The organism is Acinetobacter sp. YH12219 (assembly GCF_013417875.1).
Classification (GTDB): domain Bacteria; phylum Pseudomonadota; class Gammaproteobacteria; order Pseudomonadales; family Moraxellaceae; genus Acinetobacter; species Acinetobacter amyesii.
Genome location: NZ_VPDC01000058.1, coordinates 1 through 2,664 on the forward strand (window position 1 = coordinate 1; position 2,664 = coordinate 2,664).

General features: G+C 30.6%; 3 protein-coding genes and 1 pseudogene. 3 read left to right on the forward strand and 1 reads right to left on the reverse strand.

The features are described 5' to 3' along the window. The 3 genes from FTV04_RS16515 to FTV04_RS16525 form a co-directional block, all read left to right on the forward strand. On the forward strand, positions 1-746 hold a 746-nt coding region (locus FTV04_RS16515; RefSeq protein WP_180090421.1), incomplete at its 5' end, for a DUF2345 domain-containing protein. Then, positions 747-1,538: a hypothetical protein gene (locus FTV04_RS16520; protein WP_067764051.1), complete on the forward strand. Its 792-nt coding sequence runs from the start codon at positions 747-749 to the stop codon at positions 1,536-1,538. A gap of 128 nt (positions 1,539-1,666) precedes the next feature. Then, positions 1,667-2,146 carry a hypothetical protein gene (locus tag FTV04_RS16525; protein WP_180002898.1) on the forward strand — a complete coding sequence of 160 codons (480 nt, stop codon included), beginning with the start codon at positions 1,667-1,669 and terminating at the stop codon, positions 2,144-2,146. 415 nt (positions 2,147-2,561) lie between these two features. Here the strand turns inward: FTV04_RS16525 and FTV04_RS16530 are convergent. Further along, positions 2,562-2,664: pseudogene (locus FTV04_RS16530) on the reverse strand (IS5/IS1182 family transposase); the annotation flags it as partial.

Consider the following 2,664-nt stretch of genomic DNA (forward strand, 5'->3'; position numbering starts at 1 on the left):
AAGTCTTAGATAATCTGAAAAACTTCCTTGGCCAAATCGAAAAAGGGAGTAAAGAAAAAGCTGATGCCTTTAAACAAGCCTTAATGATTTTATCTGCACCGAACTCAATTGCTGTGAGTAGTCAGGAAGATATTCATCTTTCAGCAGATGGGCAGATCAGCCAAAGTGCAGGCGATAGCATCAATCTCAGCAGTCAAAAATCCTTAATTGCCCATGCGCAAAGCAAGATCAGTCTATTTGCGGCACAAGAAGGCTTACGTGCGTATGCGGGCAAAGGCAAAGTTGAAATCCAAGCCCAAGGAGATGGGGCAGATCTGATTGCCCGAAAAGGTATTCAAATTATTTCCACGGAAGATAAAGTTGAAATCAAAGCAAGCAAAAAAATTGTTTTAGTTGCTGGTGGTAGTCAGATTGAAATTAGTAGTGCGGGTGTATTGCCTACTACTAGCGGTAAGTTTGAGGTGAAGGCAGGGCAGCATAAGTTTGTGGGGCCTCAACAAGTAAATGTTCCAATCACAACCTTGCCAAATGAACTGAAAAGCTTCAGTCAACAAATTAAGGTCATAGATCATACTCAAAAAATAATGCCAAATGAAAAATATGTGATTGTAAAACCAAATGGAGAATACTTGGCTGGAATAAGTGACATTAACGCAATGACAAAACGTATTTTTACTCAGCAGAAGGAAAAATTAAGAATTTTGGTTGGTCAAGATGCTGAAGATTTTTTAAAGGATAATAATTAAATGAGTCAAATGGTTGATACACAAGAAGGAAAGCCTGAAACTGAAATTAAAATTGATAATTATTCTTTGTTGGTTGGATTTGAAGCAAATTTAGCAGAAACAGCTTTTGTTGAACGCAAAGTAGGTATTTTAAAAAATAAAGTTGAAAAAGTTCAAATTTTGCAAGGGGAGGGTAGTGATTATGGCCATGCTTTCTTTTACATAACCAAAAATAATGTTGTGGAGGCCTTTTTTAGTTTTGGCCCAACAGAAGAGTTGGGAGATATAGAATATAAAAAAGGTGAAGAAGAGATAGACGGAAATGAAAAAATTTATGCAAATGGATACGTAAATAAAAGGCCAAGTACAACTTCTTATTTAATTTATGAAGTTGTTCAAATATTTAAAATAAATATCACGGAAAAAAAATTTCATAAAATTAAACAAAAAGTAGCAAAAGTTGAAGCGGCAGTACTTAAAGGAAAACCTTATAATGTAATTTTGAATGATACCTGTGCTGAAGAAGCAGAAGATATTTTAGATGATGTCATTGATGACTTGCCAAATGGAAAAGGATACATTGAAATTGATGGAAAAATTCCCCCTTTTAGGGTGGTAAATCCATATATGTGGTGTAGTCAATTTTATAAAAAATATGGAGATAATGCTTACATTTATCCTGAATATCCCGAGGATGGTAAAGGTGTCGATTTATTTGATGCTGATGGTGAGCATGATTTCAGTGTATCATCGTGGAAGTTGGAAAATGGTCAACTTGATCCTTTGTTTGAGAATGGCTATTACGAAAATTAATTTCAAATCATACTTGTAAGGGATATGGAATGCGTATTTTTTTACTAGTAATCGTATGGGTAAGTACTAGTTTTTTCGGCTGTTATGCAAATAATAGTGTTAATGATAAGTCGATAAATGGATTGAATATGAATAATGAATTTATTTCAAAAAATAATATTAATTACCAATTATTAATTGAAAGAATTATTTTTTGTGTAAAAAATGGAGATTTTAATAAATCAGATTTAATGCTTGGTAAGTTAGAAATTTTAGCCCACAAAAATAATAACTTTAAGAAGGAGCAAGGAGTATATTTTAATATCCCGAACTTTCCAGACTTGCAAGTTAATTTAATTAAAAATGTTGGTGATTCTGAATGGAGTGTTATTAAATTACATAGTAAAAATGTATTTTATACTAAATTTATCCCAAATTTTAATGATAATTTTTTTGAAAATAATAGTTCTTTAAATTTTAAGAAAATTGATTTTGACTCAAGATTAAGTAATTATAGGTATATATATTCTTATGAGGGATTGTTTGATGTTATATTTATTGTAAAATCTGAACAATATAGAAAACAGAAGCATCCTAATAACTTTCAAGCGTTTGAAATAAGAAGGTAGTTGATTTTTTTATAATAATTTAAAATTAACCCGCCTAAGCGGGTTTGTTGTCTCAAGAAAACTCAATATTTTATAGACTTATAAGTTTATTAAATAAAGATATTGGGTTTAAAGCTATCATTTTAAATTTTTGGTGAAATTAAATTACTTGTTTTAAAAAAATAATACTTAAATATAGGTGGGCTTTGTTGCACAAAGATTTCATAACTATATGATTTTAAAAGTTTTGATTATTTTTTGATCCAAAATTAAATTTATTTAAATCAGATGCTTACATATTTATGCAACAAAGCCATTTTCTGATCGAAAATAAGGAAATTACAATGTACGGTGGAGGAGATGAAGTTGTAAGTAAGCTTTGTAATATGGAAAACCCTAGAGAAATTAAAATTAATTATTAGATTTCTTTCATAAGTCATTTTTCACTCAGCTCCAAGTTATAAATTCCAGCAATTAGATTGAATCTTAATGCTAGTCTTTTGCCTCGATTGCGATATCGCTCAGCAAGAATTTTGAAG

Coding starts and splice junctions, on each gene's coding strand:
- FTV04_RS16520 (WP_067764051.1), top strand. CDS start 747: ATGAGTCAAATGGTTGATACACAAGAAGGAAAGCCTGAAACTGAAATT.
- FTV04_RS16525 (WP_180002898.1), top strand. CDS start 1,667: ATGAATAATGAATTTATTTCAAAAAATAATATTAATTACCAATTATTA.